Source organism: Gilliamella sp. B3817 (genome assembly GCF_026536705.1).
Lineage (GTDB): Bacteria > Pseudomonadota > Gammaproteobacteria > Enterobacterales > Orbaceae > Gilliamella > Gilliamella apicola_I.
In genome coordinates this window covers 1-24,824 of the sequence record NZ_JAFNNV010000008.1, presented here as the reverse complement: position 1 = coordinate 24,824, position 24,824 = coordinate 1, and the positions used below count along the sequence as shown (strand labels likewise).

Genomic DNA, 24,824 nt, shown 5'->3' with positions numbered 1-24,824 from the left:
AAAAGAATCTGAATAAGGTTAAATTTAAGCGATTAATCTTTCGATTATTCATTTAATTAATGTTTAGAGTACTCAGCCAATTCAAAATTAGAGATTCGGTAAGACAACTGATATAATTTGACTTTATACTTTGCTTAAGGAATGAGAATTATGTTAACCATTTACGGTATTAAAAACTGCAGTACAATGAAAAAAGCGTTCACATGGCTTGATGAAAATAAAATCAAATATCAATTTCACAATTACAAAACAGATGGACTGTCAACTGAACAATTACAGACTATTTTGAAATTGGTTGATTGGCAAAGCCTACTTAATACACGGGGTACAACATGGCGTAAATTGGATGAATCAGTACGTGCTAACGTTGACAATGAGCAAGCTGCGATGAAACTGATGCTGGACAATCCTTCAATTATAAAACGACCGCTAATAATCAAGGGTAAGCATGTATTACTCGGATTTTCAGACGAAAGTTATTCGCAATTTTTCAAACAACAACAATAAAACCGAGATCATTATGACAGAGCCTGTTATTGAACTAACCAAAGCATTGATTGCCGAAAAATCGATAAGTCCGGATGATAAAAATTGTCAAAATATCCTTATCGAGCGCTTAACATCACTTAACTTTATCATTGAAGAATTCAATATTGGTCGCACTAAAAATCTTTGGGCTTATCATGGCGATCCGTCAGAAACAACACTTATGTTCGCTGGTCATACCGACGTAGTGCCTGCTGGCGATGAAAGCCAATGGCTGTATCCCCCATTTGAGGCAACCATTGATACTCATGGTGTACTTTATGGCCGTGGCGCATCAGATATGAAAAGTGGTGTCGCAGCAATGATCTGTGCTGCTGAAGATTTTGTTAAAGCAAACCCCAATCACCGTGGTCGTGTTGCGTTTCTAATTACCTCTGATGAAGAAGCTGATGCAACCGATGGAACAGTTAAAGTTGCTAATCGTCTTATTGAACGTCAGGAACGTGTAGACTATTGTATTGTAGGAGAGCCTTCTTGTGATAAGGTTTTAGGCGATCAAATTAAAAATGGGCGTCGAGGTTCTTTGACAGCAAATTTAATTATTCATGGTATGCAAGGTCATGTCGCCTACCCTCATTTAGTTGACAATCCTGTTCATCGATTTGCCCCTGCATTGGCTGAACTGGTTAATACGGTTTGGGATAATGGCAATCAATATTTTCCGCAAACCTCTATGCAAATTGCAAACATTCAAGCAGGCACAGGAGCTGAAAACGTTGTGCCCGGTGATCTATCGGTGCAGTTCAATTTTCGATACAGTAGTGAACTCACTGACGAATTAATTAAAACCCGCGTTGAGCAACTTTTACAAAAACATAAATTAAACTATACGTTAAATTGGCGTTTATCAGGTCATCCGTTTTTAACACCGCAAGGTGAACTGACTCAAGCTACAGCAAGTGCGATAAAAGAATACACAAATATTGAGACAAAATTATCAACAAGTGGCGGAACATCAGACGGACGTTTCATTGCAAAAATGGGCTGTCAGATTATCGAGTTTGGGGTATTAAATAAAACAATCCATAAGATTAACGAAAATGTAAATTGTCAGGATATCATCACACTGAAAAAAATTTATCAAAGAATTTTGGAAAAATTACTCGTTTAATAAGATTGGCTAAGTTATCTAACTTGTTAAATCTGCTCAAACAAAATTTGAATAGATTATTTAATGCTACTTTGGACATTCGACTAAACGAGCGTCACTAACATGCATCCAACAAAGGTAAAAAAATGGAGTGGATAAAAGATTATTGGTGGGTAATTTTATTATTCATCTTAGGTATTTTTATTAATGCCATTAAAGCTCTCAATAAGCTTAATTTTAAGTCTTACATTGATAAAAAAGGAATTAAACCCATACCTTATGATGATGTGGAGAATAACCAAACTCCAAAAAGTGGTGAGGATAAAAACAAAAAGTGATTAATTTCGAAAAAATTAATCACTTTCTTCCCTATCGGATATCGTTAATATCACTTTTAAATAAAGCTTGATGGCGATAACGATCGACCCACATCGCAGTTGAGCCACAAACTGCAATTGGCATAATAATTAGGTTTAATAGTGGCACCATAGTAAAAAAACTAACTAAAATACCGTAGACTAAATTATCAACTTTATCCTGCTTAAGTAACTCACGCATACGATGAAAAGTAATCTTATGATTATCGAAAGGATAATCAGCGTATTGAATATTAATTTGCCATGCAGTAAATAAAAACCAAATTATCGGTGTGACTGTTTGACCAATAACAGGAATAAAATACGTTAATAATATTGGGATAGACCATAATACATAATTGACTAATTTTTGAATTTCACGACCAAATATTCTAGGTAAATCTTTGATTAAACTTAACCAAGAAGTATCGGGTGCAGGTATACCCGTTAATTCAGCTTCAACTTGTTCGGCAAGCAAGCCGTTAAACGGTGCAGCAATAAAGTTAGCCACTGTACTAAAAAAATAACAAAATAATATGACTAAAATCAGAATCACCATAAAACTAATAATATAGCCAAGCCAAGAAAGCCACCCCGGTACATAAGATAATCCCCAGTCAACCATGCCGGTAATTGTGGAAAAAAACCAATAAAATAGCGCTGACATAATCACCATATTCGCCAATAAAGGCAAGAATACAAAATGTCTAATTTTCGGGCTGAATGCTAATGACCAGCCTAACAGAAAATATTCAAATCCCGATCTACGCCGATCATGATTAAAATTTGAATTAAATCTTAATTTATCTACATTATTACTCTTCACTCTTGTTCCTTTTAAACATGAAATAACGCTAAATTCAACTTATCAGCATGGTTTTCAATAAAACAACATTGCTATTTTTCATAAATAACTTCATTGTTACTATTCAACCATTGCTTAACCTCTTGTTTAATTGTTTCTAATAATGCTTTTCGCCCAGTCAATTGAAATTGCTGAATGATCGCATTGCCTTGATTTTTATTTTTCAGTAAAGCACCTAAGACAGATAATTTCACTCGATTATTTTGCTTATCATTAAATTGTCGTAAGCGACATAATGAAGCATAAGTTGCTTCGAATGCTCGATGAAAATAACAAAATCCGTATAATTCCATAATATCTTGCTTAGTCAATTGCTGATCAGTATCAGCAATAAGCATTTCATCAAATGGGAGTGCGATGATCTCTTTTAGCCACATCATGTTACGTTGTAACGTTTTGGATAGCACGTTAACCAAATTTATACCATTTTGGTTAATCGGTTTTATTGCCATTACCGAATATGTGCCACTACTTGCCTCTAAACGACTACCAACATGTACAAGTACAAAACCTACAGATGACCAAAACTGATAATTTTCCCTACTATAGGCAAAACTCACGGATAAAAAATCTTGATGTTGTTTTTTTGCCGCTTCATAAGTATGTTGTATCAATTGCGTTGCAATATTTTGTCTTCGATAAGAAGCTATCACTGCAATGCGATTGATTCTGACAGATTTTAATTTTGCTGCTTGTTTAACACCTGCATGGGCTACCAAAGATTGTGCAACCATATTTCCTTTTGGTCTACGGTTACCCTTCCATATTTCTTCAATTAAGTCATCCGGTAAATCTCCTTCCTTAACCGTTATGGCTGCACCAATTAGGTTATGACTCTGTTTAGCCTGCCAAATCGTCAAATTTGTCGCGTCTAAAAGTCGCCTTAAATCAACTAACGTAGTTTGATAATGGGCTGTTTTCAGTAAATAAAAGATCTCCTTCAAACTACTTAAATCATGACGCGCTACTATGGAATAATCAATTGGCTTTGTATTATTTATTCGCTGATTTTCTGCTGATATTAGTCCATTGAGAACTAAACAATCAGTAAAATATTCTAACTGATCATCGCCATTCCACCGAATTGGTTTTTCAAGATGAAAATGATCACATTGCTTATCATTTAATAATTTTAATAAAAAACCTTGTCCGGTACCTTCGTAACCTTCAACCGTAGTAGTCAGTAAAATACGGCTTTTGTCTAAATTCACGAGTTGCAGCAATTTTTTTAGCATTGGCAAAGGTATCATGGCTGCTTCATCAATAATAAGATAGTCAGCAAAATCATCGACACCTTTTTCGATTAATTCATCAGGTGCATAAAAACGAACATCAGGTTTAGCAAAACGAAAGAAAGTGGTCAACGATTTTTTGTTAGGAGCCGTAACAATGCAATGTCGATAGTGAGAGAATTGACCTGCCAAAGCGGATTTTCCCCTACCTCGTTTTGCCGTGATAACATGGATAGGCTTATCACTGTTTAACATTTGTTTTAATGTGTGTTGCTGTTCATCATAATCAGTCGATGTCAAATAACATTCAGAAAAGTTATTTTTTTGGAAACCGTTAAATTTAGAGATAGTGTGCTGTAAATGGTTTATAAAATTAGGCACAGGTATTGGATAAGCATTTTCATTCCAACGTAAACTATCTTTGTCTGCCCAAAGATTATAATTTTCAGGCAATAACAAAATCAATCGGCTTCCTTTTACAAGCGTTCCTGACAACATGGCAAATGCTTCTAAATTAAATGACTGAGTTGCATCAAAAATGGCATGTAAATACTCTTGTCCTAAAAGGGTTTTAGTATTGGATATTGATACGATATTTGGCACATAATTTGATAATATGGCTTGATCACTTATTGTGATCCAATCCCCTTTATGTTGCTTAATGATGTCACTTAATTGACTGAATAATTTCGTTACATCACCACGTAACACCCATAAAGTTCTGGTGCTATCAAGATTAATCATCGACTAACTTTTTCCAATCAATATGGAAAGCAAGCCTGCGGCAATAAGGGGGCCAACTGGAATACCTTTGAAAAAGGCAACACCAATCAAGGTTCCAATGATTAAACCATTAACAATGGTGGGATGTGCGCCAATTAAAGAAACCCCACGGGTACCTAGCCAAGAGACAAGTACGCCGACAAAGATAGCTAAAATTGATTGCCATGTTGTGAATGATTTTAATATGTCTTTGATACTCAAAGATCCGTCGGCAAGCGGAACCATCATAGCCGCCGTTAAAATGACAATACCAATTGTCAGTCCATATTGATTTAAAAACGGAAAATAGGTCGACAATGGTGTTAATTTAAATAATAGTAGCAATAATACGGCAAAAGTGACTGTGTTATTATGCGTTAAATAACACAGTGCAGCTAAACCCAGTAAAAGAAAAAAGGAGATATCAAATTGAGCAAACATTACAAAGCAACGCCGATTTTGGTGGCGACTTCCTCATAAGCTTCAATGACACCGCCAAGCCCTTGGCGAAAACGATCTTTATCCATTTTTTTTAAGGTCTCTTTTTCCCATAATCGACAACCGTCAGGGGAAAATTCATCACCTAACGTAATTTCACCCTTAAACAATCCAAATTCAAGTTTATAGTCCACTAAAATAAATCCTGCTTTATCAAAAAGATCGGTCAAAATTGAATTGATTTTAAAGCTTAGTGCCTTCATCGTTGATAACTGTTCATCAGTAGCCCAACCAAATGTTTTACAATATGACTCATTAACCATGGGATCATGCAATGCATCATTTTTTAGGAATAATTCAAATGTTGGCGGATTTAACACCTTACCTTCTTCAACCCCTAAGCGTTTGACCAAAGAACCTGCGGCACGATTTCGAACCACACACTCCACAGGTACCATATCCAGTTTTTTGACGATGACTTCTGTATCAGACAAAAGCGTTTCAACTTGAGTAGGAATACCTGCTTCACGTAGTTTATTCATAATAAAATAATTGAATTTATTATTGACGCGCCCTTTACGCTCTAATTGTTCAATACGTAAGCCATCAAAAGCGGAAGTATCATTGCGAAACTCTAACACTAATAGATCGGGATTTTCAGTAGTATAAACCGTTTTTGCTTTACCACGGTAAAGCTCAGCCAACTTTTTCATGGTTCTAACCTTATATCAAATTGCCAACAAATGATTAAGGAGCTATTCGCTCCTTAGTTTTAAACTTTTCGATACTCACGTATTTGTACCAATGCAATAAATAATAAGATGCTATTGTTTGCTATATCGTCTCGAATAGTGAAGTTCAATCTATAGCCAGTTTTACATAAAAGAATTAACTAAATTCTTCACTACTGATTATCTTAACTATTTATCAAAATGTTACTTGTCACAAATAATATCTCATAGCGTCTTGCTTTATTTTGAATCTTCATGAATGGTTTTGTCTTCGACGGCGTTTTCATCTGTTTGTTCTTGCGCCACTTGTGATGACTTTGGTGCAACCTCATCCATTATTAAATTAAATAAGCGAACAACGTACCGTTGCACTTCAATAGAATCAGAAGAAATATCTTGTGTACCACGAGTTAATGTTTTCAACTCGACAATGATATTTTCTGTACCAGGATAATTTTGCCGATGAATAACATAAGACGCTTGGATGTTCGGCTCTTCATCACTTGAAAAAATTGAAGCATTGCCCGTAACAATAACATTATTATCACTGCTACTAATCGGAATATTGTATTTATTCAGCGCAGTTGGGATAACAGACCATACATTCGCATCAGCAGGCGCATTTAATGAAGCGGTACCATAGTTATAAGACGCATAAGAATCAGGAATAGTTGGAATAGGAATGATAGGTGCCCGAATATCCACTTGCTTACCATATACAGCGCCTTCATTTTTATTAAAATGAATATAATATTCGGAACTTTCAGCAGGTACCGTTACACCCTGAGGGACAGTTAGCGGTTTCAAAACTGGCGAATTCAAATAATCTTCGTTCCCATCAACTTCTCGTTTATAATTTTGATCGCTACCACAACCAACCAAAAATAAAGATGCAATGGCTGTCATCACCATTGTGTTTTTAATCGCTTTGTTTTTTAACATAGTTTTATTAAACATAGATATCTGCTTATAAATTATTGGTTATACATAAATTAGAGTAAATTCGCATCTTTAAGAGCTTTTTCAACCACAGACACAGAAGCATCTGTAAGTGAAACCAGCGGCAAACGGATCGTATCGTTCGCCATTAGACCCAATTTTGTGCAAGCCCATTTTGCTGGAGTTGGGTTAGGCTCAATAAATAAGCTACTATGTAGTGCTGATAACGTATCATTCAGCTTTCGAGCTTCTTGAATTTGATTTTTCGTTGCAAGCTCACAAATTGTTGCAACCTGTTTGGCAGCTACATTCGCTGTCACGGAAATCACACCGTCACCACCTAAAATCATGAAATCTAAGAAAGTCGCATCATCACCACTTAATAATTTAAATTCACTACCAACAAGTTTACGAGTTTTATAAACTCTTGATAAATCTCCTGTTGCATCTTTCAATGCAACAATATTTTTTATTTTAGATAATCGTCCAACTGTTTCTGGCTTAATATCACTGCAAGTACGACCCGGGACATTATAGATTATTTGGGGTAAAGCTGTATTTTCCGCAATTGCTTTAAAATGTTGATAAAGACCTTCTTGAGTTGGTTTATTATAATATGGCGCAACGGTTAAACAGCCAACTACACCAATATTTTCAACACGGTTAGTTAATTCAATTGCTTCTTTAGTCGCATTTGAGCCAGTTCCGGCAATGACATTTATTTTGCCATCTGCATATTCGATCGTTCTTTTAATTACATCGATATGCTCATGATGATCAAGCGTTGCTGATTCGCCAGTGGTACCAACAGAAACAATTGCCGATGTGCCATTGGCAATATGATATTCGACCAATTTTTTTAAGCTTACTTGGTCTACATTTCCTTTTGTATCCATTGGAGTAACAAGGGCGACCAGACTTCCTGTAAACATAAAATGACCTCTCATATTATTTATTGATAACCAACTTCAAGAATAAAAAATCTACCGACAAGTATGCGATATTTCTTATTTAAATTCAACTTTTGTTATGCAGGATTATCAATATCAATAAAAATAGTTTCAAGGTCATATTGCTTGGCTAGCCATTCACCAAGTTTTTTGATTCCGTAACGTTCAGTGGCATGGTGCCCTGCTGCATAAAAATTAATTCCATATTCTCGAGCAATATGAATGGTACGTTCAGAAACTTCACCTGTAAAAAAAGCATCAAATCCTTGTTCTGCTGCTGCTTCTATAAAGTCTTGACCACCACCACTACACCACGCAATTCGTTTAATTATTTGAGGAGCATTATCGCCACAAAATAATATTTCTCGTGAACGATGATGCAAAACTTGTTCAAGTTTTTGCTTAAATTGCAGTGATGTGGTCGGTTCAATGAGTGTCCCTTTAAACAGTAAATCGGTTATATCCTCACGTTTATCCACTTCAATATTGAATAAATCCGCAAGTAATGCATTATTGCCGATAACAGGATGTCCATCTAAAGGCAAATGATACGCAAATAAATTAATATTATTTGAAAGCAATGTTTGCAAGCGTTTATATTTAATTCCTGTTATCGTTAGTGGTTCATTTTTCCAAAAAAAGCCATGATGAACTAAAATCGCATCAGCATCTAATTTAACGGCTTCATCTAATAAACGTTGACATGCGGTTACCCCAGTTATCACTTTTTTTATTTGCTTACGTCCTTGTACTTGTAAACCATTAGGTGCATAGTCACGGTAGCGTTCAACTTGTAATTCATGATTAATAATTTGTTGAAGTTCAAAATTTTGCACGTTTTCCTCTCGTATTTTTAATGACTTTTTAAAGAACAATATGAATTTTTTAATAAAATCCTTTAATGAATCTCGAAATTATTATAATCGAAATATTGGCAATTTTTTTATAAACCAGCCTATATGATTAAGTATAAACTATTATAAATTATCTCACGTAACGATTCGATATAGTGATATTAATGGTGAAATTTTAAATAAATTCTTTCATGTTTACAGAAGGTCAATAAATAACATCCTGTTTTAAAATGATTTTTGGATGCATGAAAACACGGAGTTAAACAAATTAACAAATTTGTTCTTTTCTATTATTTATTAAGTTTTAGCTAAATGATACATTACGTCGGTTTATATTCAATGAGGTATATGTTTTGCCATTTTTAGGTATAGGATTCAGTACAATTATCGCTCTATTTTTTGCTGTTCATGTAATTAAAACAGAGCAAGAACGATTTTGGCTGTCTATATTGTTCCTTTTTCCTTTTATTGGTAGTTTGATTTACTTTTTAGTCATATTTCTACCTGATTTTAGACAAACCTCAGTGGGATATCAAATTGAATCAAAATTATTAAAAGCGTTAGATCCGCAACGTGAACTTCGCGAAGCTTTAAGTAATTATGAAATTTCGCCCACTGTTGAAGCAAAAGTCTGTTTAGCTAAAGCACTCGTTGATAATGATAGAGCTCATGAAGCGTTAATTTATTATCAAGAAGCATTAACTGGGATCTATGAATCAGCACCAGATATTTTATTACAATATGCTTACGCACTCTATCAAGTTGAACAGTACAAAAAGGCAAAAGAAACTTTGGATTATCTAAGAGATAAAAATCCAACTTATCGTTCTGATGAAGGACATTTACTTTATACCAAAATCTTAATTGGACTTGATTTAAAAAAAGAAGCTCAAGAAGAATTTAATGCATTAATCAGTTATTATCCAAGTTTAGAAGCCGCTTCATACTATTTACAAACCTTAATTGAGTGGCAGCAATTTTCACTCGCTAAAGAAGTTTTACAAAAAATTGAACTACGCTTAAAACACATGCCTAAACATGCTAAACGTATTAATCAGACTTGGATAAAATCAATTGAACAATCTAAACAAAAATTATACAGATAGCGTTTTTAGTGTTTTTATTTAGTATATTTTTTTTCGAGTTCAACAGTGCTGAATCGAAGGTAAAACTAGGCGAATACGGTAAAAACTGGCATAATAATTTTATTTTATGCTAAATAAGACAACTATTGTGCCAAATGCTAAATTATGTGAACGCTTCCGTGGTTTTTATCCTGTTGTAATAGATATAGAAACATCAGGATTTGACCCAAAACTTAACGCTATTCTAGAAATTGCGGCAATCACACTACAAATGACTGAAGAGGGATGGCTGATTCCAGACCAAACCCTTCATTTTCATGTCAATCCATTTGAAAACTCAATTTTAGAACCGAGTGCCTTAGCTTTTAATGGTATTGATATCGACAATCCATTAAGACAAGCTGTTGACGAAAAAATGGCGCTTGAAGCGATATTTAAAATGGTTAGATCGGGAATTAAAGCAAACGATTGCAATCGTGCTGTTATGGTTGCGCATAATGCAAACTTTGACCATAGTTTTTTAATGGCAGCAGCAGAACGAGCCAATATTAAACGTAATCCGTTTCACCCTTTTGCTACTTTTGATACTGCAGCACTGAGTGGTTTAGTGTTTGGGCATACCGTTCTAGCAAAAGCATGTGAACTTGCTCGCATTCCTTTTGATCACAAGTTAGCCCACTCTGCACTTTATGATACCGAAAAAACCGCTATTTTATTTTGTGAAATAGTGAATCGATTTAAGCGATTAGGAGGCTGGCCATTGCCTCAACTCGAGCCAAGTTCAATAGATGAAGAAGTTCAAGAGATTTAAGAGAGTAATTAAACTCTCTTATTTAAATAATGTGTCTATTTTTAAGCTTTATGTTTTTCAGCTGTCTGTTTTATTAATGTTTGCAGTTCACCAGTTTGGAACATTTCGATCATAATATCACATCCCCCTACTAGTTCACCTTCAACCCATAACTGTGGAAAAGTAGGCCAATTTGCATAGTTTGGTAATTCAGCACGAATATCGGGATTTTGTAAAATATCGACGTACGCAAAAGGCTCACCACATTGAGATAATACTTGTACTGCTTGTGCTGAAAAACCACAACTCGGTAATTTAGGCGAGCCTTTCATATACAGAATGATAGGATTTTCTGCAATTTGTTTTTTTATCTTATCAAGTGTTGTCATTTCAGTTGTCATAACGATTTATTCCTTGTTATTTAATATCTACTTTACGTCGTATTTTAACTTAGAAATAAGGCGAGTTATACTCTTACCCATTTAGTTGACGTAATGATAACCTTTAATTACGTCATTAGTAGATAAATTAAGTCAGTAATCAATCGGGACATGAGCAGATAAATTACTTTAAATTCAGTGAGTAACATGGTTTTATTTTGCATTAAAAGAAGCCAAACAAATAAATAAAAGGCTTAACCTATTAGTGTAATAAATGCATTCATTAATAATGAGATCTCACTTAGCAATGACTTTTGTGTCAATGATATATTTTAATTTAACTTTAGTTAACACAAATAATCAAAACATTAGTTTTAGCAAGTTGCCTCAGCCCTTTTACAAATTGACACAATATAGTATGCTACTTACATTTACAGTAACTAACATTCAATTCAAAAAACATCGTGCATCCAATAATCTTAACTTTACGTAAAGTCTTTTATAGTAGTAATCTACTTTTTAGTATTCGTATGTTAATCAGTTTAACAGGTTCAACCTTGGTTCCTTGGTACTTAGGCTATGTGTCGTATGTCATTCCTTTAACACTGGGTGTTGTGGCAGCAGGATTATCCGAAATTGATACACGTTTACTAAGCCGATGTATAAATATTTTATTAACGTTAGTGTGTTTTGCAATTGCTACCTTTTCTGTCGAACTATTATTTAATATTCCACTTCTATTCATTATAGGGTTAATGAGTTCAACATTTATCTTCATTATGCTTGGTTCTTTGGGTCAACGTTATGGTGTGATTGCTTTTGGATCGTTATTGATCGCAGCCTATACCATGTTAGGGCATAATTTATTTGATGATAATTACACGCTACCTTGTTATTTATTACTCGGCGCTTTATGGTATAACATTGTCTCTTTGATTGAATCTCTCATTCAGCCGATTCGAACGACCCAACAGACTATTTCAACTTGTTTTGTAAAATTAAGTCATTACCTTGATGCTAAAGCAGCGATGTTTGACCCAGATGAAACTCATGAATTTAAAAGTCAAACATTAGAATTAACCGAATGTAACAATCAATTGATTAATGTGTTTAATCAGGCTAAACACGCTCTTTTTAACCGATTAAAAGCTTATCAAGGCCAATCATATGTGAAAAAAATGCTTAGTTATTACTTTGTTGCTCAAGATATTCATGAGCGAGCAAGCTCTTCACATGGTGATTATCAAGCGCTAAGTCAACATTTTAAACATAGTGATATTTTATTTCGCTTTGCACGAATTTTGAATTTACAATCAAAAGCATGTGCCAAATTAGCTGTTGCCATTAAAATGAATCAAACTTATCAGCATGATTCCTTATTTGCTCGTCATTTTTCATATTTAGAAGAAGCTATTGCCCATTATCAAGCTAAAAATAAAACGGAAGCCTTACTGGTTAAATCCCTACAAAATCTTTATCAAAATTTGTTATCTATCGACTTATTATTAGCAAATATTGATAATGAACAACATCTTTCAAAAGACAAAGAAAATAATGAATTAATTGATGAGGAACTCACAAGTTTCTATGATATTTTTGCTAAAATTAAGCATAATTTAACTCTCAAGTCTTCCCTTTTTCGTCATGCAATACGTATGAGTATTGTCCTGTTTGTTGGCTATATCATCATTTATTTTTCTAATCTTTCTCATGGTTATTGGATTATCCTTACCAGTCTTTTTGTTTGCCAACCAAACTATTCAACGACTAAATATCGACTAAAATTACGTATTCTTGGTACTATCTTGGGTATTATTGTCGGCATTCCGTTAACCTATCTATTTCCAAGCATCATTGAACAGTTAATTTTAATCATCATAACTGGTTGGCTATTTTTCTTATTTAAAAATTCTCAATATGCTTACGCTACCGCATTTATTACATTATTAGTCTTTTTTAGTTTCAGTTTAATTGGCGAAAATAGTGTAGAAGTTGCTATCCTACGAATTATTGCAACACTGATAGGCTGTTTTATTGCATGGTTTGCTGTTAGCTTTATTTGGCCAGACTGGAAGTTTAGAAATTTAACCAAACTAATTGATCGCGTTTGCCATGATGATAGTCACTATCTGGCGCTTATTGGAAGTCAATATTTAACGGGTAAAACCAATGACCCAAAATATCGATTAGCAAGACGCGCCGCCCACGATAGTAATGCTGACCTATCGACATTGATTAGTCTGATGACAAAAGAACCTCATGTAAATCGAAACGTGATTGAACAGGGTTTCCGTTTATTAACGCTTAATCACACTTTAATCAGCTATCTTTCAACATTAGGTTCGCACCGAGATAAAATCATTGCTCAACATACATTGGATCTATTTGATGATCTAGCAGTCTATATCATCAATCTTTTAAACGATAAAAAAATCGATGAAAATGAACAAGTCATGAAAAAAATGATTTCAAATTATATTGAAACCATTTCCATTAATGACGAACAAAACACCAATGATATTTTGGTTTTGCAGCAACTGGCATTAATATTAGACATTTTGCCAGAATTCATTCATTTAGTAGTGGAGTTAGAAGAACCAACAAACTGATTGCTTAGAAAATTTAGATGTTTGAGGATCATTAATGAATCTGGTCAATACAATTAATTATATTCTCAAACATCTAATAAAAATTTTTGGAATGCTTCAAGGTAATTTTAATGAATAAATGGATTTTCTTTACCAATGTAAACTAATGGATTGGTAAAATCCTTTAATTTATCAGCATCAATTTCAAATCCAAATAAAAAATCGGATTCAAAATAAGGACCACTATCTTTAATAGAGTGATCAGGGCTAATTATTGCTATAGCATTCAACTCATTTAATGCAAATGACTTAAGTTGTTTCGAATCTTTATCAAACACGAAGACAAAATCTGAATTTGATAAGCCTGATTTAGCTATAAATATTTCATAGTCTTTACCTTCAATACGGTAATATTTTTTTTTGTATTCTGCACTTACCGGATCGGTATGATTTTGCTCTGCATGACTTAAGAAAAAAGCTTCTATTGAACGACCACCATGTTTAAGTAAATCATCAGTGACAGGGATAAAGGCAAAACGTTTTTTTTCTTTTAAATAATCAATATAGATTAACTCACGTACTTCAACATTTTTGGCTATTTGTTCATTATCAGATAGATTTGATGCAGGGGCAGCTATTGCATAACAAACAAAATTTAATAGTGTAACAACAACTAAAATACCAATGTTTCTAAATAATTTTTGAATATAACTCATACTACATCCTTGATTTTAAAAATATTTAAGCGTATAGGGTTAAACTATAATGTTTTTATATTATGATTAATCTGTCTAAATACAATACAATCTAATGAACATAGAAAAAAACTTTTTGATACCATTAACTATTGTATTTATTTTTAGGCAATTATACTCTTATTTATGTAACAACAACTCAAAAAAATATAAAAAAACGAATAGTATATTCTCGCTATTGTATATTTTTACCTTTTCAGTTCAAAAAATATCTTACTGATTTAATGATTTTTTTCAATATATTATGACCATAATTTTTAAATTTATATGATCATTAAATGTTTTAAGTGTATTACATCAATTTAATAATGCGTTATGCCATATCCAATAAAATCTTAGTGATTATTATTTTTATTTCACTGCCAATGCCGTTTATTAAGATAAATTATTGTTACTGGTTGTCGAGCTCACGGTTTTGGCACACTGAGTGTGCCTTCCTATTACATTTATTTTTATTGTAATTCTTTCAAATACCAATGTGCTTTGGTTAAATTTTAACTAGATAATGTCTTGAAAATACCATTTAATGGCGATTATCACATTTAAATTCTATTCCGTCCCTGTAAGGCACAATAAAATCGAGGCCTTCACAACCAAATGAAAACCACTCAAAACCAAATACCACTGGGGGTAAATCTTTGAATAATTGTCCTGCCCATTGGAATTTTTCATTTTCATAATCATGGTAATTATTTAACCCAACTAATGACCTACTTTCACCTTGATACATGCGCCTTTTAAAAAGAGTGTTACCTTCTTTATCTACAACTAGAAGTTCTCTTTCAAAAATTTTATAAATATCTCGTCGTTGTGGCTTTTCTTCATCTACATAATCCTGAACATAAAAAGTCATATTATTCGCATTGGCCATGTAACTTTTTAGATACTTTGGGAGATTTCCATAATTTCTATTTGATAATTTATCTGGTCCTGTATCCGGATAATTTGCATTTGGAATTAACCGCCAATCAAGTGGTGTAAGTTGTTCTTGTGCAAAAGGATTATTTTTTGTTATAGAAACGAATAAATCATAATTTGAACGAAACCTTGGCAATAAATCTTGCGGTAAGTCGAATCCAATTCGATAATCTTCCGTATTATAAGGAGGGGAACCTTCGTATCTAAAAACATCTAATATTGCCGTTGCTACCATAGATGAAATTGGATAGGAGTAGAGTTGATTGTTTGTGTAATCATAAATCCAGAAATACGCATCTTCTGCAATCCCTGCCATTTTCATAAACAATTTACGTTCTTTGTCGGTTAATGTATATTTTTTTGGGGTTAGATTGGCAGGTAGTATTTTCTTGTCAGCATCGGGCGGTAAAGTTTCCGATAACGATATATGAAAAAATATCCTATCAGGGTCGATATATTCGACGCTCTGCACATAATATATATCAACATCTTTTATTACTTTTATGTTCGATCCTGAAGTTTCAGATGTATTCGACTTGGTGTTGGTGCTGCAATTGCTGAGTAATAACAATGTGATAAAACTCATCAATAATAAATATAACTGTTTTTTCATTTTATTTCCTATGCACTTTTTTATAAGACAACGTTATGCCACTAGTTGTCTGATTCACTGTTTTAGCACACTTTGTGTGCCTTACTATTACATTTATTTTTATTGTAATTCTTTCAAACACCAACAAACTTTGGTTAAAGTTTAACTAGATAATATTTTGAAAGTACCATTTAATGGCGATTATCACATTTAAATCTTATCCCGCCCTTATCAGGCACAATAAAATCGAGGCCTTCACAGCTAAATGAAAACCATTCAAAACCAAATACCACTGGGGGTAAATCTTTGAATAATTGTCCTGCCCATTGGAATTTTTCATTTTCATAATCATGGTAATTGTTTAACCCAACTAATGAGGTTCCTTCCGATTGATACATGCGCCTTTTAAAAAGAGTTTTACCTTCTTTATCTACAACTAGAAGCTCTCTTTCAAAAATTTTATAAATATCCCGTAGTTGTGGCTCTTTTTCATCTACATAATCCTGAACATAAAAAGTCATATTATTCGCATTGGCCATGTAACTTTTTAGATACTTCGGGAGATTTCCATAATTTCTATTTGATAATTTATCTGGTCCTGTATCAGGATAATTTGCATTTGGAATTAACCGCCAGTCAAGTGGTGTAAGTTGTTCTTGTGCAAAAGGATTGTCTTTTGTTATAGAAACGAATAAATCATAATTTGAACGAAACCTTGGCAATAAATCTTGCGGTAAGTCGAATCCAATTCGATAATCTTCCGTATCATAAGGAGGCGAACGATCGGATCTATAAGAATCTAATATCGCCGTTGCTTCCATAGATAAAATTGGATAGGAGTAGAGCTGATTGTTTGTGTAATCATAAATCCAGAAATACGCATCTTCTGCAATCCCTGCCATTTTCATAAACAATTTACGTTCTTTGTCGGTTAATGTATATTTTTTTGGGGTTAGATTGGCAGGTAGTATTTTCTTGTCAGCATCAGGCGGTAAAGTTTCCGATAACGATACATGAAAAAATATCCTATCAGGGTCGAGATATTCGACGCTCTCCACATAATATATCTCGACATCTTTTATTACTTCTATGTTCGATCCAGATGTTTCAGATTTATCCGAATTGGTGTTGGTGCTGCAATTGCTGAGTAATAACAATGTGATAAAACTCATCAATAATAAATATAACTGCTTTTTCATTTTATTTCCTATGCACTTTTTATAAGACAACGTTAGGCTACTGGTTGTCTGATTCACTGTTTTAGCACACTTTGTGTGCCTTCCTATTACATTTATTGTTATTGTAATTCTTTCAAATACCAATGTACTTTGGTCAAATTTTAACTGGATAATGTCTTGAAAGTCCCATTTAATAGCGATTATCACATTTCAATGCTATCCTATCCTTTTCAGGCACAATAAAATCGAGACCTTCACAGCTAAATGCGAACTATTCAAAGCAAAATACCACTGGCAGTAAATCTTTGAATAGTTGCTCTTCTCATTGGCATTTTTTAATTTAATTTTATTTACTCTGTGCTTTTAGCCATGCAATTTCTTGCGCCCAAATATCCGGATCGATAGTTTCGAGAATCAGCGGGATTTCATCAATTCTTGGATCTTGCATAATATATTTAAAAGCCGTTTCACCAATGTTCCCTTTTCCTAAACTATTATGGCGGTCAACATGGCTGGCAAGTTCACTTTTGGCATCGTTTAAATGCATGCCTCGTAAATATTCAAAACCAACAATTTTTTCAAATTCGGCGAACGTTTCTTGACAGGCTTTTTCAGTACGTAAATCATAACCGGCAGCAAAGGCGTGACAAGTATCAATACAGACACCAACGCGACTTTTATCTTCCACTTGGTCAATGATTTGTGCCAAATGTTCAAATTTGTAACCTAAATTAGAGCCTTGACCTGCGGTATTTTCAATTACAGCAACCACATTGTTAGTTTTATCTAACGTAATATTAATGGATTGAGCAATCCGGCTGAGGCATTCATCAACTGATATCTGTTTTAAATGACTACCCGGGTGGAAATTAAGTAACGTTAATCCGAGTTGCTCACAGCGCTGCATTTCATCTAAAAAGGCGGTGCGTGATTTTTCAAGTTGTTCACTATCCGGATGACCTAAATTGATAAGGTAACTATCATGAGGCAATATCTGTTTACTAGTAAAGCCGTATTTTTCACAGCGCTTTTTAAAGCTATCGATCATAGCGCTTTCAAGTGGCTTTGCATGCCATTGACGTTGATTTTTGGTGAATAGCGCAAAAGCAGTTGCACCAATTTGATAAGCATTGATTGGGGCGTTATCGACCCCACCAGAAGCGCTCACATGCGCGCCAACATATTTCATACTTTTGAATCCTGATAATTGTGTTAAAAAAGGGAGTGTATAATTAGTTTGAACCACTATTGCGTTGCAACTGATCACGTAAGTTAGGTGGCACACCTTTTATCACTAATGAATCGGTTTGCGGATCCCATTTAATTCGTTCTCCAAGGAGATCGGAATCAAAACTTAATGTTAATCCCCCTCCACTTCCTGAGAATTTTTTAAGTTGGCGCAAAGCACTACGATCAACCGGAAACGTTTCTTCCAAATCGTAATCACTGTTTTTAACAAATTCCATAAAATTGTTATCACCATGAGTTGGTAATTCATTGGCGAGATTTTTAAGCTCAATTTCTTCACCGGCTTGCAACTGAGCTTGGCAATAATTGTAAACATTTTCACGTGCATGAACTTTGTCTTGTTTATCAAATTGCATTTCCTGACAATAATCATCAACCGCTTTCACTAAAGTTTTATTCTGTGCTTTGGCATCTAACCCTTCACTTGCACCTAAGTAATCCATAAAAAAGTCTGATACTTTACGCCCTACTCTTCCTTTTAAAAAGGTTAAGTAACGTTTAGAATCTGCATCGGTTTCCCATTCAGTGATATCAATTCGAGCGATAATATCAGCATGATCAATATCTAAATATTGTGTTTCAGATATATCAAGTTGTTCATTGACTAACATACTCGAACAACTATTTAAAACCGCAATGATCAGATACTCTATGGCTAAATAACGATAGTGACAAAAAACGACTGTGCCACCTTCAGCAAAAGGATATTTAGCCAGTTCATTGCGTAACTGTTTGGTAGATTCTTGACTAAAATGTAAAAAATCTTGGTTGCCAAGCCGTAATTCTTTAAGGGATTGTTCAAATAAACTTTCTTCGTTGAACAGACCATATGCTTTACTTTTATTATTATAAATACGGTTTATATCTTCAATTAAATTAACCACAGCTTGTTGATTACTTAACATCGAGTCACGCAATTGTAGTTCAATTTCAGTATCGCTTTTTCTAATTAATTTATGCAAGATAACTTTTTCTATTTGTACACTCATTAGGGATTCCTATTTGGATCGCAGTATTAAATTATGATATATTTTACCAAAGCACTGAAAAAGTGCTATCAACAAATGAAAACCTGTTTGACTTATATGAGATAAACATTCCAAAATCGGCAATAACATCTTATCTACTTAAGCTTTCTTACCATTTAAGGCTACAATAGATGACGATGACTCGCTTTCTTAAAAAAATTTACTGGTATTAATTGAATATTAATTTTAAATGTTGGTTTGATAAATCGTCAAAGTAACGAATTTTGCTAATTCAACTAGCAAACATTACTGACTTTAAATAATATATTAAACTATATTGTAAACAAATAACTTTTAAAAAACCTTATTGTGGTAAGAATAACTATGGCTCACTCCAAAGATATTTATAATGATTTCAGAAATAAAAAAATCAGTTCATTATTTTGGCAATATGCATTGCCTGCGGTAATAGGAACAATTGTTAATACGTTATATAACATTATTGATGGTATTTTTATCGGTCATTGGATTGGACGTGAAGCACTCAGCGCCGCTGGGCTTATTTTGCCAGTCATGAATTTTGCGGCAGGAATAGGTATGTTAGTTGGAATAGGTTCTGCTAGCCGAATATCAATTTTTTTAGGGCGAGGCGAAAATGATCAGGCAGAAAAAGTTGCCGGTACCTCGTTTATGTTAACTGCGCTATTAAGTGGTTTAACATTGTCATTATTGCTTTTTTTTGTTGATCCCGTATTACGGTTTGTGGGGTCAAGTCCCGTTAATCACACTTATGCCAGAGAATTTTTAGAAGTCTTTTTACCTGGCAGTATCTTCCTGACATTGACGTTTAACTATAATAATATGATGCGTGCAAGTGGTTATCCGTTTAAAGCGATGGTAACGATGTTTGTCAGCGTTATTGCTAATATAATTTTAGCGCCAATCTTTATTATTGGTTTGGGTTGGGGTATGCGAGGGGCTGCTCTGGCAACCACACTATCTATGTTGATAAGTTTTCTGTTTGTCATGCAGCATTTTATTAGTAAAAACAGCAATATTAAATTGTATCTACGCAATTTCAGACTTAATTTAAAAATTGTCAAAGCGATCCTATCCATCGGGATGTCACCTTTTGCTATGCAAATTGCCGCTTCCGTTGTGGTTGTGTTTATCAACTGGCAACTTAATCACTATGCACCATTAGCCCATGAATCGAGCGATGATGCTATCGCAGCTTACTCAAATGCAAATCGACTTATTACCTTAATTATTATGATAGTCATCGGTATTAATCAAGGCATGCAACCTATAATTGGTTACAATTATGGTTCTAAAAATTACGCACGAGTTAAAGCAACGTTTTTTTATGCGGTTAAGGTTGCAACGGTGGTCACATCTATTGGATTTATACTGGGATTTTTTATTCCCGATACACTTGTTCGTGCTTTTAGTTCTGAACAGGATTTGGTTTCTTTATCAGCTATAGCGCTTCGCTATACGACACTTTCGTTTGCTTTTGTTGGATTCCAAATGGTGACAACAAGCTTTTTCCAATGTATTGGCATGGCAAAAATTTCGATCCTATTAAGTCTTTCAAGGCAGATTTTAATTTTATTACCTGCGTTATATATTTTACCGCTATTCTTTGGTTTTGATGGTGTTTGGGCAGCATCGCCAACAGCAGATCTGCTATCGACAGGAACGGCCTATATTGTGCTCTATTGTTATTTTAAATCCATTAAAAATCGAGATTGTTCATCAAAACTAAATGAATAATTTTTCAGCTGTTTAGAATCGGTTATTAGGTTAGATTAAGCCATACAGTTGTATCGTTTTTGATGTTATTAATAATTATCTATAAAAAAAGCAGTACTTAATTGTACTGCTTTGTATTTAGTAAGATATTACTATTATTAGAATGAATAATTTAAACCTAGTTGTCCACCAATTCGTGAATATTTATCTGAGCCAAATCGAGTATCAAGTTGAGCATAAGCACTTAGTGATTTTGTCATGCTTCCACTCACACCGACTTTAAACTCTGCGTAGTTTTTACCTTGATTTGAGTCAACATGTTTTCCTTTTACTTTCGCTTCTGGTGAAGATGAATCATATAGCCAGTTTGCTTCAATAAATGGTAACACGCCGTAACCCGATTTTGTGCTTTGACCATAGTAACGTGCACCTAGGCGTAATTGCGCACCATCTGCATTAATGTTGTCAACTTTACCTGCACGACCTAAATTAAACTTATCACTGTCTAACCAGGTATAACCAATTTGAGCATGTGGCTCAAGTAACCAGTTTTTCTCATCGCCTTCAAGGACAATTAATCCATAACCAACTTCAGCAGATAAACTTAATGCGTTCCCATTATATTTGCTTGAATAGTTTCTTGAATTTGATAAATGAACTGAAGTTTTATGTTTGAACCAGCTATATTGTGCCCAAGTATCGACATAAAGCCCTTCACCATTGGTTTGTGCATTCCAGTTACCGTAAACCCCTAAGTTATAACCACTAACACTGCCATCACCGTTACGTTTACTGTGTTTTTGTTGAGTGTCTATTGAGCTGTGACCGTATCCACCATAAACCCCTACTTTAAATTGGTCTAAAGATAATACATCCACACCCATTTCAATCACTGATGTCTTCATGTCTATTGATTGTCTACCATTAAACATATCAGTCTGAGTTCGGTCATAGCTATAACGCATCCAAACATTTGAATCCGGTACATAAATTGAGGTATCACGGTCGTGAGCACTATGACGGAACATATTTAATGCCGCTAATTGGTTACCAAATACTGATGCTACTATCGGTGATTTATAAACATTTGAAAATGCGTTGGTATATTCAATGACTAATTTGCCATTTTCATCACGTCCAATTGTATAGTCAAATTCACTATCTTTTTTCTCAATGATATTCCAGATAGCATCATCTTGACCGACAACATCAACTAGATTGATTTTACCGCGTTCTGAATTTCCTCGGCCGATTTCAGTTATATCAATATTGGTTTTTCCTGACGTATTACCTTTTACGACAAGTTTATCTGACTCACCTTTTTCTGTATCCACATACATATTCAGTTTGCCATCTTCTCCACGGTAATCACCATTGACAGTTAATACTGTATTTGCTGAGTCTTTACCTAAATCGATAGTCCCACCATTGACTAAATTGCCAATTGTTTGGTTATGATCTTCTAAATTAAGTGAACCTTTCTTATCAACGTTATAGTTAGATTTTTCGCTAAAGACATTCTCGGCTTTCGCATTCCAAGAACCACCAGTTATATTAGTGTTTCCTTCATAAGTATGTTTACCACTAATAAAGTTATCACCAGAGATTACATTGACATCCCCATTTCCATCAATATCCCAGCCTACTTGATAATCAGTGTTAGTATGATTAATATTTAATTTACCACCATTTCTTAATCCAACTTTTGGCGTATCAATAGAACCTGCTTTTTCAGCGGCTTTTCCAACTTCGCCACCGATATTAAGGGCGCCATTTTGATCAACTCGAATACCGAGATCCTCACCAGATTTATCGCCTTTTTGAGTTTTGATGGCTGCATCATTTGCAACGGTTAAACTAGCAGAATGATTACCACCCTCATTGACGATAATTTCAGACATCACGTTCAATTGAGAATTTTTACCATCAATTAATACTTTACCATTTCTGATAGCTAGCTTGTTGTATGTACCTGCATCACCATCAGCAATATTTAAACTACCACCATTGGTCACATTAATTTCACCATAGCCATCTTTATCAGCTGATTGCGTTCCTACTCGCATACCACCTGAATTAAAAGCAGAACCTTCACCGTCAATATTAATAATCGCATTTCCATTACCACTTGCGACAAATGTAGCTCGAGATGAATTAATAACACCACCATCTAAAATATTAACTACAGCCTTACCGTCGCCGGCAATCCCCATATCTTGTGAGTTAACTTGATTTATTGTACTGCCTTTACCTGATACAGTTAAAGTTGTATTAGAAGTGCTAGAATGACCTATACGTAATGAAGACCATCCAGTATTGGTAAAAGTGCCGCCATTAGTAATAAGAATATTAGCGTTACCTTGAGATCCTAAATAAGCATCACCAGTAGAGTTAATGAAATGACCATTGTCGAGTGTAAATTGAGCAGAAGTATCTACATCATGTGCCACTATAATTCTATTAATTTTTAATGTACCATTATCACTAATTGTTAAATGTCCGTTTTGACCAATGATATATTCATCATTGCTGACTACGCCATTAGGCAAAGTTCCAGTGTCATCACCTTTAATAATTTGATTGGTATCTATATTAACACGTGCAGCAAAAGCATTGCCGGAAGATAAAACAGATAAAGCCCCAAGAATTGTGGCATTAATTAATACTGATTTAGTTTTTTTACCTCTTCCTCTGGCTAATTCCGAAACTGCCAGACTAATTCCTTGTCTATTTTTCAAAACTTTATAAATTTTATTCATTTGTTAAATTTCCTTCATTTTACAATATTAAACATAGTCACTAAGATTCAAGAGACTTATGTAAAAAACATTATTGATCGGATTAAGCGATCAATCAACATTTAATCTATCGAAAATTTCTAATAAAAAGCGTAATATAATTATAATTAATTGTTTTTTTTGTTAATTGTAAGTTAATGTAAAGTTAACAAACTGATTATTTTTGCACAAAATTTTCATATTCTGCGTTTAAAATACATAATCAATTAGCAATCTTTTTTTTTCAATATATTGTTCATGTTATGATTTTTTTTAGACTAAATTCTTTATTTAGTCAGTGCTAAATATCCCCTTTTTCAATTTAGTTTGAATCACATATCTTTTTTCTATAAAAAAGCAGTACTAAATCGTACTGCTTTGTATTTACTAAGATATTACTATTGTTAGAATGAATAATTTAAACCTAGTTGTCCACCAATTCGTGAATATTTATCTGAGCCAAATCGAGTATCAAGTTGAGCATAAGCACTTAGTGATTTTGTCATGCTTCCACTCACACCGACTTTAAACTCTGCGTAATTTTTACCTTGATTTGAGTCAACATGTTTTCCTTTTACTTTCGCTTCTGGTGAAGATGAATCATATAGCCAGTTTGCTTCAATAAATGGTAACACGCCGTAACCCGATTTTGTGCTTTGACCATAGTAACGTGCACCTAGGCGTAATTGCGCACCATCTGCGTTAATGTTGTCAACTTTACCTGCACGACCTAAATTAAACTTATCACTGTCTAACCAGGTATAACCAATTTGAGCATGTGGCTCAAGTAACCAGTTTTTCTCATCGCCTTCAAGGACAATTAATCCATAACCAACTTCAGCAGATAAACTTAATGCGTTCCCATTATATTTGCTTGAATAGTTTCTTGAATTTGATAAATGAACTGAAGTTTTATGTTTGAACCAGCTATATTGTGCCCATGTATCGACATAAAGCCCTTCACCATTGGTTTGTGCATTCCAGTTACCGTAAACCCCTAAGTTATAACCACTAACACTGCCATCAC

22 protein-coding genes are annotated in these 24,824 nt (G+C 34.0%); 7 read left to right on the top strand and 15 right to left on the bottom strand.

Going from position 1 to position 24,824, the window contains the following annotated elements; translation table 11 throughout:
• Positions 1 to 150: 150 nt before the first annotated feature.
• The 3 genes from J3U36_RS09265 (at position 151) to J3U36_RS09255 (ending at position 1,974) form a co-directional block, all read left to right on the top strand.
• Entirely contained in the window at positions 151 to 507 is a 357-nt protein-coding gene (locus J3U36_RS09265; protein ID WP_267380079.1) for an ArsC family reductase, read from the top strand.
• A gap of 13 nt (positions 508 to 520) precedes the next feature.
• On the top strand, positions 521 to 1,657 hold the full coding sequence (dapE, locus tag J3U36_RS09260; RefSeq protein ID WP_267380081.1) for a succinyl-diaminopimelate desuccinylase: 1,137 nt from the start codon (positions 521 to 523) through the stop codon (positions 1,655 to 1,657).
• Between the two features lie 125 nt (positions 1,658 to 1,782).
• The gene (locus J3U36_RS09255; protein ID WP_267380083.1) at positions 1,783 to 1,974 is read left to right on the top strand and encodes a hypothetical protein; all 192 of its coding nucleotides are present in this window, start codon (positions 1,783 to 1,785) and stop codon (positions 1,972 to 1,974) included.
• A gap of 31 nt (positions 1,975 to 2,005) precedes the next feature.
• Here the strand turns inward: J3U36_RS09255 and cysZ are convergent, their stop codons facing one another.
• The 7 genes from cysZ to J3U36_RS09220 all read right to left on the bottom strand — a co-directional run bounded on the left by cysZ (position 2,006) and on the right by J3U36_RS09220 (position 8,745).
• A complete protein-coding gene (cysZ, locus tag J3U36_RS09250) occupies positions 2,006 to 2,818 on the bottom strand; it encodes a sulfate transporter CysZ (protein ID WP_267380085.1) in 813 nt (270 codons plus the stop codon).
• 71 nt (positions 2,819 to 2,889) lie between these two features.
• Positions 2,890 to 4,833, bottom strand: coding sequence for a tRNA(Met) cytidine acetyltransferase TmcA (locus J3U36_RS09245; protein WP_267380087.1), 1,944 nt, complete (start codon positions 4,831 to 4,833; stop codon positions 2,890 to 2,892).
• A gap of 3 nt (positions 4,834 to 4,836) precedes the next feature.
• Positions 4,837 to 5,292, bottom strand: coding sequence for a DUF441 domain-containing protein (locus tag J3U36_RS09240; RefSeq protein WP_267380089.1), 456 nt, complete (start codon positions 5,290 to 5,292; stop codon positions 4,837 to 4,839).
• Positions 5,292 to 6,002 (bottom strand): phosphoribosylaminoimidazolesuccinocarboxamide synthase, encoded by a 711-nt coding sequence (gene purC / locus J3U36_RS09235; RefSeq protein ID WP_267380091.1) that lies wholly within the window; start codon positions 6,000 to 6,002, stop codon positions 5,292 to 5,294. The genes J3U36_RS09240 and purC overlap by 1 nt, the downstream gene beginning before the upstream one ends.
• Before the next feature lie 258 nt (positions 6,003 to 6,260).
• A complete protein-coding gene (gene bamC / locus J3U36_RS09230) occupies positions 6,261 to 6,977 on the bottom strand; it encodes an outer membrane protein assembly factor BamC (protein ID WP_267380092.1) in 717 nt (238 codons plus the stop codon).
• 35 nt (positions 6,978 to 7,012) lie between these two features.
• A complete protein-coding gene (gene dapA, locus J3U36_RS09225) occupies positions 7,013 to 7,891 on the bottom strand; it encodes a 4-hydroxy-tetrahydrodipicolinate synthase (protein WP_267360616.1) in 879 nt (292 codons plus the stop codon).
• Between the two features lie 95 nt (positions 7,892 to 7,986).
• Entirely contained in the window at positions 7,987 to 8,745 is a 759-nt protein-coding gene (locus J3U36_RS09220; protein ID WP_267380093.1) for a Nif3-like dinuclear metal center hexameric protein, read from the bottom strand.
• Positions 8,746 to 9,116: 371 nt separating this feature from the next.
• Here J3U36_RS09220 and J3U36_RS09215 point away from each other — a divergent pair, with 371 nt between their 5' ends.
• Complete coding sequence (locus tag J3U36_RS09215) at positions 9,117 to 9,869, top strand: hypothetical protein (protein ID WP_267349666.1); 753 nt, start codon at positions 9,117 to 9,119, stop codon at positions 9,867 to 9,869.
• Between the two features lie 106 nt (positions 9,870 to 9,975).
• On the top strand, positions 9,976 to 10,659 hold the full coding sequence (gene rnt / locus J3U36_RS09210; RefSeq protein WP_267349667.1) for a ribonuclease T: 684 nt from the start codon (positions 9,976 to 9,978) through the stop codon (positions 10,657 to 10,659).
• Positions 10,660 to 10,700: 41 nt separating this feature from the next.
• On the opposite strand, the gene J3U36_RS09205 is transcribed toward rnt, so the two are convergent.
• Entirely contained in the window at positions 10,701 to 11,027 is a 327-nt protein-coding gene (locus J3U36_RS09205; RefSeq protein ID WP_065558000.1) for a Grx4 family monothiol glutaredoxin, read from the bottom strand.
• Between the two features lie 455 nt (positions 11,028 to 11,482).
• Here J3U36_RS09205 and yccS point away from each other — a divergent pair, with 455 nt between their 5' ends.
• Positions 11,483 to 13,627 carry a YccS family putative transporter gene (gene yccS, locus J3U36_RS09200; RefSeq protein ID WP_267380094.1) on the top strand — a complete coding sequence of 715 codons (2,145 nt, stop codon included), beginning with the start codon at positions 11,483 to 11,485 and terminating at the stop codon, positions 13,625 to 13,627.
• A 107-nt stretch (positions 13,628 to 13,734) separates the two neighbouring features.
• Here the strand turns inward: yccS and J3U36_RS09195 are convergent, their stop codons facing one another.
• The 5 genes from J3U36_RS09195 to yejK all read right to left on the bottom strand — a co-directional run bounded on the left by J3U36_RS09195 (position 13,735) and on the right by yejK (position 19,286).
• Positions 13,735 to 14,322, bottom strand: a complete 588-nt coding sequence (locus J3U36_RS09195; RefSeq protein WP_267349672.1) for a hypothetical protein — start codon at positions 14,320 to 14,322, stop codon at positions 13,735 to 13,737.
• A gap of 562 nt (positions 14,323 to 14,884) precedes the next feature.
• Complete coding sequence (locus J3U36_RS09190; RefSeq protein ID WP_267385892.1) at positions 14,885 to 15,892, bottom strand: hypothetical protein; 1,008 nt, start codon at positions 15,890 to 15,892, stop codon at positions 14,885 to 14,887.
• Between the two features lie 170 nt (positions 15,893 to 16,062).
• Complete coding sequence (locus J3U36_RS09185) at positions 16,063 to 17,070, bottom strand: hypothetical protein (protein ID WP_267385891.1); 1,008 nt, start codon at positions 17,068 to 17,070, stop codon at positions 16,063 to 16,065.
• Between the two features lie 325 nt (positions 17,071 to 17,395).
• The gene (gene nfo, locus J3U36_RS09180) at positions 17,396 to 18,238 is read right to left on the bottom strand and encodes a deoxyribonuclease IV (RefSeq protein WP_267377848.1); all 843 of its coding nucleotides are present in this window, start codon (positions 18,236 to 18,238) and stop codon (positions 17,396 to 17,398) included.
• Positions 18,239 to 18,281: 43 nt separating this feature from the next.
• A complete protein-coding gene (gene yejK, locus J3U36_RS09175) occupies positions 18,282 to 19,286 on the bottom strand; it encodes a nucleoid-associated protein YejK (protein ID WP_267377846.1) in 1,005 nt (334 codons plus the stop codon).
• A 363-nt stretch (positions 19,287 to 19,649) separates the two neighbouring features.
• Between yejK and J3U36_RS09170 the strand changes: the two genes are divergently transcribed.
• Positions 19,650 to 21,041 carry an MATE family efflux transporter gene (locus J3U36_RS09170; RefSeq protein WP_267349680.1) on the top strand — a complete coding sequence of 464 codons (1,392 nt, stop codon included), beginning with the start codon at positions 19,650 to 19,652 and terminating at the stop codon, positions 21,039 to 21,041.
• Between the two features lie 137 nt (positions 21,042 to 21,178).
• On the opposite strand, the gene J3U36_RS09165 is transcribed toward J3U36_RS09170, so the two are convergent.
• Complete coding sequence (locus J3U36_RS09165) at positions 21,179 to 23,779, bottom strand: autotransporter outer membrane beta-barrel domain-containing protein (protein WP_267385890.1); 2,601 nt, start codon at positions 23,777 to 23,779, stop codon at positions 21,179 to 21,181.
• A 422-nt stretch (positions 23,780 to 24,201) separates the two neighbouring features.
• The coding region (locus J3U36_RS09160; protein WP_267385889.1) for an autotransporter outer membrane beta-barrel domain-containing protein at positions 24,202 to 24,824 on the bottom strand (623 nt) is incomplete at its 5' end.